Raw genomic sequence first — 4,322 nt, forward strand, 5'->3', positions numbered from 1 at the left:
TGCTGTAGTCCAGCTCGTGAATGCGTGGCGCCTCGTCGTCGTAACACGCTCCGAGCATCAGCCGGGTGCCGGCCTCGCTGTGGAAACTCATCTGAGAGCGACGGCGGCGCTGGCTGGATCACCAGCCCGGCCTCGCAAGAATGCGAGGCCGTAGCGGGTACGCAAGGCGTCAGCCTGATCGCAACCAAGGCACCGGCCCGTTGACCATGCCTCGAATATCGGTTGGCGTCGATACCGACCATTGCCGGCTACACCGACATTTCGGGGGACATGTGCGCAACAGAATCGTGTCGCTGCTTTCCGTGGCAGCTATTGCCGCGGCCGCCACGCTGATCCCGGCAGCACCTGCGCTTGCACAAGGAAAGTCCTGCCGTCCTGTGGACATCAGCGGGTCAGGAATCTCTTGCGACCTGACGCTCGGCTCGTCCAGCACTCACGTGATGCACCTGGCGACGACCGACCTCTACCAAGTCACCAACGTGGTGACGATCCAGGACAACGTGACCAAGGTGTACGTCTACAACAACGACCATGCCTACAAGACGGGCGACACCGACGTCTGGATCCCTGGCCTGTACGGGAATTCCTACACGGCGACGCTAAAGTGCTGGCAGTCATGCCCGAGGACCGCGACGCTGAACTTCGCGAACTGACCGACCGGGACGACTCGCGAGGTAACGGCTCCAGAGCCCGGTCTGCCCATCCAGCCATACCCGTGGCGGCGGCGACCCGCACGCCCACGGGTATGGCTCATGGCGCCGGTGGTGGGGTCACGCGCCGGGCAGCTTGGCCAGGATCGCTTTGACCTCGTCGATCACCTGCGGCTTGAGCTGGTCCTTGGGCACGAAGCTGTTACCGAAGGTCACCAGGCTCGCGGTGAGATAGAGGTTGCTGTCGACCAGGCGGATCGTGTAGTCGCTGGTCTTCGATCCGACGTCCCAGTCCCGGTTGGTGCCGTACGCCTGCTCGCCCAGGCCGCTGAGCTCGGTGTCGAAGAACCGCTTCTTGTCCATGTCGTAACCGGCGTCGAAGTAGTCCTTGGCATCCTTGGCGGACGAGTACACCTGCGTCTTGATTCCGAAGGTCACCTTCATCCCGGCGGACGTGCGCAGCTCGAAGTCACAGTCGGAGCGTGCGACATCGCCGGTGTTGCGGACGTTCGGCGTGGCCTTCTCCTTCTTGGCCGCGTACGGGCCGAGCGCGCTCAGGTCGATCGAGCAGAGATCGCCCGGTGCGCCGTACTTCGCCGGTGCCTTGGGCGGGGCGCTGGACTTCAGTGGACGATCGCTCGGCAGCCCGGGAGCGGTGGGCACGCCCGCGGTCACGGCCGGCTGGGCGCTCGGCGTGGCCGGCTCGCGCTTGCCGATCAGGAAGATGAGCACCGCACCCCCGATCACGGCGAAGACCAGGACCGCTGCGATCACGCTGATCAGCACCCAGGGCATCGAGCTGCGGGGGCCGGTGGGCGGGGGCGCGGCCGGCGGCTGCCAGGCCTGGGGCGCCGGCGGAGGCTGCCACCCCTGGGTGGGCGGCGGCTGCGGCGGGTAACCGGCGGGCTGGGCCATCGGGTATTGCGGCGATGCGTACTGCGGCGGGTAGCCGGGAGCGGCCGGCTGGCCTTGGTAATCGGGCTGGCTGGGGAAAACGCCGGTCGGTGGTGGCCCGGACGGAGCCGGGTGGCCGCCGAGGTATTGATCTCCGCTGGGTTCACCGCTTGGTGGATATGTCACGGTCCCGACCGTAGTCGGTAACTGCGGCTGGTATTGCGTCGCTTGAGACACGCGACGGTAACGACGTCCTGTTCACGGCCGGTCCCGGGCCATCATCCCGGGCCTGCCGGGTGTGGACCTCGACGGTGACGAGCACGACCTGGAGGAGCGGCCGCCGGGGCGGCAGCGCAGCCACCGTGAACCTTTCCGCCACGTCCGAGCCGTGGCGGCTCTCCCACCCGCTCCCGCAGCGGGTCGACCGCATCGCGGTCTACGACGTCGCCGAAGCGACGTGGCGCCTCACCAAACCATGACGACACAGCACACAACTACGCCGCCCGTCGATCTGCCTGCGAGGAGATGTGACGGGTTAGGGCTCGCATAGGTTTCTACCAACCGGGTGGCCTCGATGCGCAGTTCTTCCTTCGTGAGGCCGCCGCCGAACATTGATGCTGCTACCAGGTCGAGAAACCGCACGAACTCGTCGGCGCCCGGCAGCGGCCGGTCGTAGGAGGCCAGTTCGCCGCCTTCCCGGTAGGCGTCCCATGCTCGGAAGACCCGCAGGCTGGCATCCCTGCCGATGCGCCACGCGTCCCACCAGTCATGCTCGCGGAAGGTGAACAGCGGGTGGACTGTCTCCACCAGATGTAGACCGAGGGCATCAATCAACCCCCACACGGCTTCGTCGTCGGTGTGGGTTCCGATCGCGTCGGTGATGCCGCTCGCCGTGGCGGACAGGCCAGCGGCCACGGCCCAGTTTGACAGGCTGTCGGCCAGGGCGGCCGGGTCATCGTCCGGCACGTCGGCGCCGTCAGGCAAGGGCACGGTGCACTCTTCGTGGTGATCAAAGGCGCAGCGTTTCGCTGTCGATCTGGGCGGGATATCGAGAATTCCGGCCGCGCGGAGGCGGTCACGGAACGTGCCACCCGTCCGTTCCGCCGTGTTGGCGAAGTGGGCCAGCCACGCAGATCCGTCGGGGGCTGCACCGCCGTACTGCAGGCAGTAACTCTCTTTGATCTCTACTGCCAGCGTGGGTGCTCCAGTGGCTATGGCCAGGGGTGCGGATCCGCCGTGGATCTTCGGCCATTCGTGATACATCGGCGGATTCAGGTGCGCCAGTTGCCAGCCGTTGTCATACCGGTGCACAGCCACGAACCGGCTGCCGAACGCGGACCGCATCCCGGGCACATGTGGCAGCAGCGTGTCGGATCGGGCGAGCACGAAGGTGCCGAAGAAACTCACGTGCGACGTTGTAGCACCTTCAGCTCGTGAAACGCGGAGGTGGGACCGCTCAGCGAGGCCATGGGGTCCAGCGACAGCTCGTACGACGCGAGGCGCCTGGCCGCGGCCCAAGCCGTGCCGAGACAGGTCGGTGGCGTTGCGGTACCGAGGACGAGGAACGGGCAGCGCTGCACGACCTCGAGGAACAGCGACGACGTCCGCCGGATCCCGACTAACGCTCCGGCCCCCTTCACCGAGGCCTTGAGGGCCGGTCACTGCTCCCGACCGACGTGGTCGAGGCCCCGGCCGGGTAGCTTGGGCGCCGACCCGGGCCCGGCGTGAGCCGGCGGCTCGGGTGCGGTGTGGGCCGAGGGCCGGGCCGGCCACCAGAACGCCTCGCCGAGCAGCAGCGCCAGGGCCGGTACGACGAGAGTGCGCACGACGAGCGTGTCGAGGACGACGCCGATGCCGACGATGACGCCGATCTGGGTGAGCACGATCACCGGCAGCACGCCGAGGACGGCGAAGACGGCGGCGAGCAGGACGCCCGCCGAGGTGATGACCCCGCCGGTCGTGGCCAGCGCGCGGGTCATACCGGCCCGCGTGCCCACGTGAGCGGCCTCCTCCCGGGCCCTGGTGGCCAGGAAGATGTTGTAGTCGACGCCGAGCGCGACGAGGAACAGGAAGGCCAGCAGCGGTACCGCGGTGCCCAGCGCCGGGATCCCGAGCACGTGGCGCAGCACCAGGCTCGCCGCGCCGAGGCTGGCCGCGAAGCTCACCACTACCGTGGCGAGCAGCAGCAGCGGCGCGACCAGGGAGCGCAGCAGCACCACGAGGACGAGCAGGACGACGGCGAGCACCAGCGGTACCACCACCCGGTCATCGCGCAGGTTGGCGTCGCGCTCGTCCAGGTCGGCCGCCGGCGCGCCGCCGACGAGCGCGTTCGCGCCCGGCAGCGCCGCGAGCGCGGCCCGCAGGTCGCGGACGGTCCGGTCGGCGGCGGGCGTGCCGGACCCGGCGGTGAGGTCCACGTCGAACGTGACCAGCGCGCCGTCGTCGGAGCGCTCCGGACTCCCGACGCGGGCGACTCCCTCGACCCCGCGGGCGGCGGCCGCGGCCGGGCCGGCGGCGGCGCCGTCCACGATCACGGTGACCGGCTGGGCGGCGCCAGCCGGATAGTGCCGGGCAAGGGCCTCCGCGCCGGTGACCGACTCGACCTTCGTGCGGAACTGCTCGGTCTGCGACAGACCGATCGACGTGCCGGCCAGGCCGGCGCAGAGACCGGCCAGGAGCAGCACCACGCCGGCGAGGACCAGCCGCGGGCGGCGCCGCACACCGTCGGCGACGCGGGCCCACATCCCGCTCTCGGCCGGGTCGGGCGAGCCGGTGCGG

General features: G+C 69.4%; 5 protein-coding genes. 2 read left to right on the forward strand and 3 right to left on the reverse strand.

Going from position 1 to position 4,322, the window contains the following annotated elements; genetic code table 11:
* The first annotated feature begins 272 nt into the window (after window positions 1-272).
* On the forward strand, window positions 273-653 hold the full coding sequence (locus tag ABT297_RS42660) for a hypothetical protein (RefSeq protein ID WP_350559816.1): 381 nt from the start codon (window positions 273-275) through the stop codon (window positions 651-653).
* Between the two features lie 117 nt (window positions 654-770).
* On the opposite strand, the gene ABT297_RS42665 is transcribed toward ABT297_RS42660, so the two are convergent.
* On the reverse strand, window positions 771-1,730 hold the full coding sequence (locus tag ABT297_RS42665; protein WP_350559819.1) for a hypothetical protein: 960 nt from the start codon (window positions 1,728-1,730) through the stop codon (window positions 771-773).
* Window positions 1,731-1,855: 125 nt separating this feature from the next.
* Here ABT297_RS42665 and ABT297_RS42670 point away from each other — a divergent pair, with 125 nt between their 5' ends.
* Entirely contained in the window at window positions 1,856-2,023 is a 168-nt protein-coding gene (locus tag ABT297_RS42670) for a hypothetical protein (RefSeq protein WP_350559822.1), read from the forward strand.
* On the opposite strand, the gene ABT297_RS42675 is transcribed toward ABT297_RS42670, so the two are convergent.
* Together ABT297_RS42675 and ABT297_RS42680 are read right to left on the reverse strand one after the other, a co-directional pair.
* Window positions 2,010-2,951, reverse strand: coding sequence for a hypothetical protein (locus ABT297_RS42675; protein ID WP_350559825.1), 942 nt, complete (start codon window positions 2,949-2,951; stop codon window positions 2,010-2,012). The genes ABT297_RS42670 and ABT297_RS42675 overlap by 14 nt on opposite strands.
* Before the next feature lie 251 nt (window positions 2,952-3,202).
* Window positions 3,203-4,322, reverse strand: a 1,120-nt coding sequence (locus ABT297_RS42680; protein ID WP_350559828.1) for an MMPL family transporter, incomplete at its 5' end; no start/stop codon positions are given.

The organism is Dactylosporangium sp. NPDC000555 (assembly GCF_040300025.1).
Lineage (GTDB): Bacteria > Actinomycetota > Actinomycetes > Mycobacteriales > Micromonosporaceae > Dactylosporangium.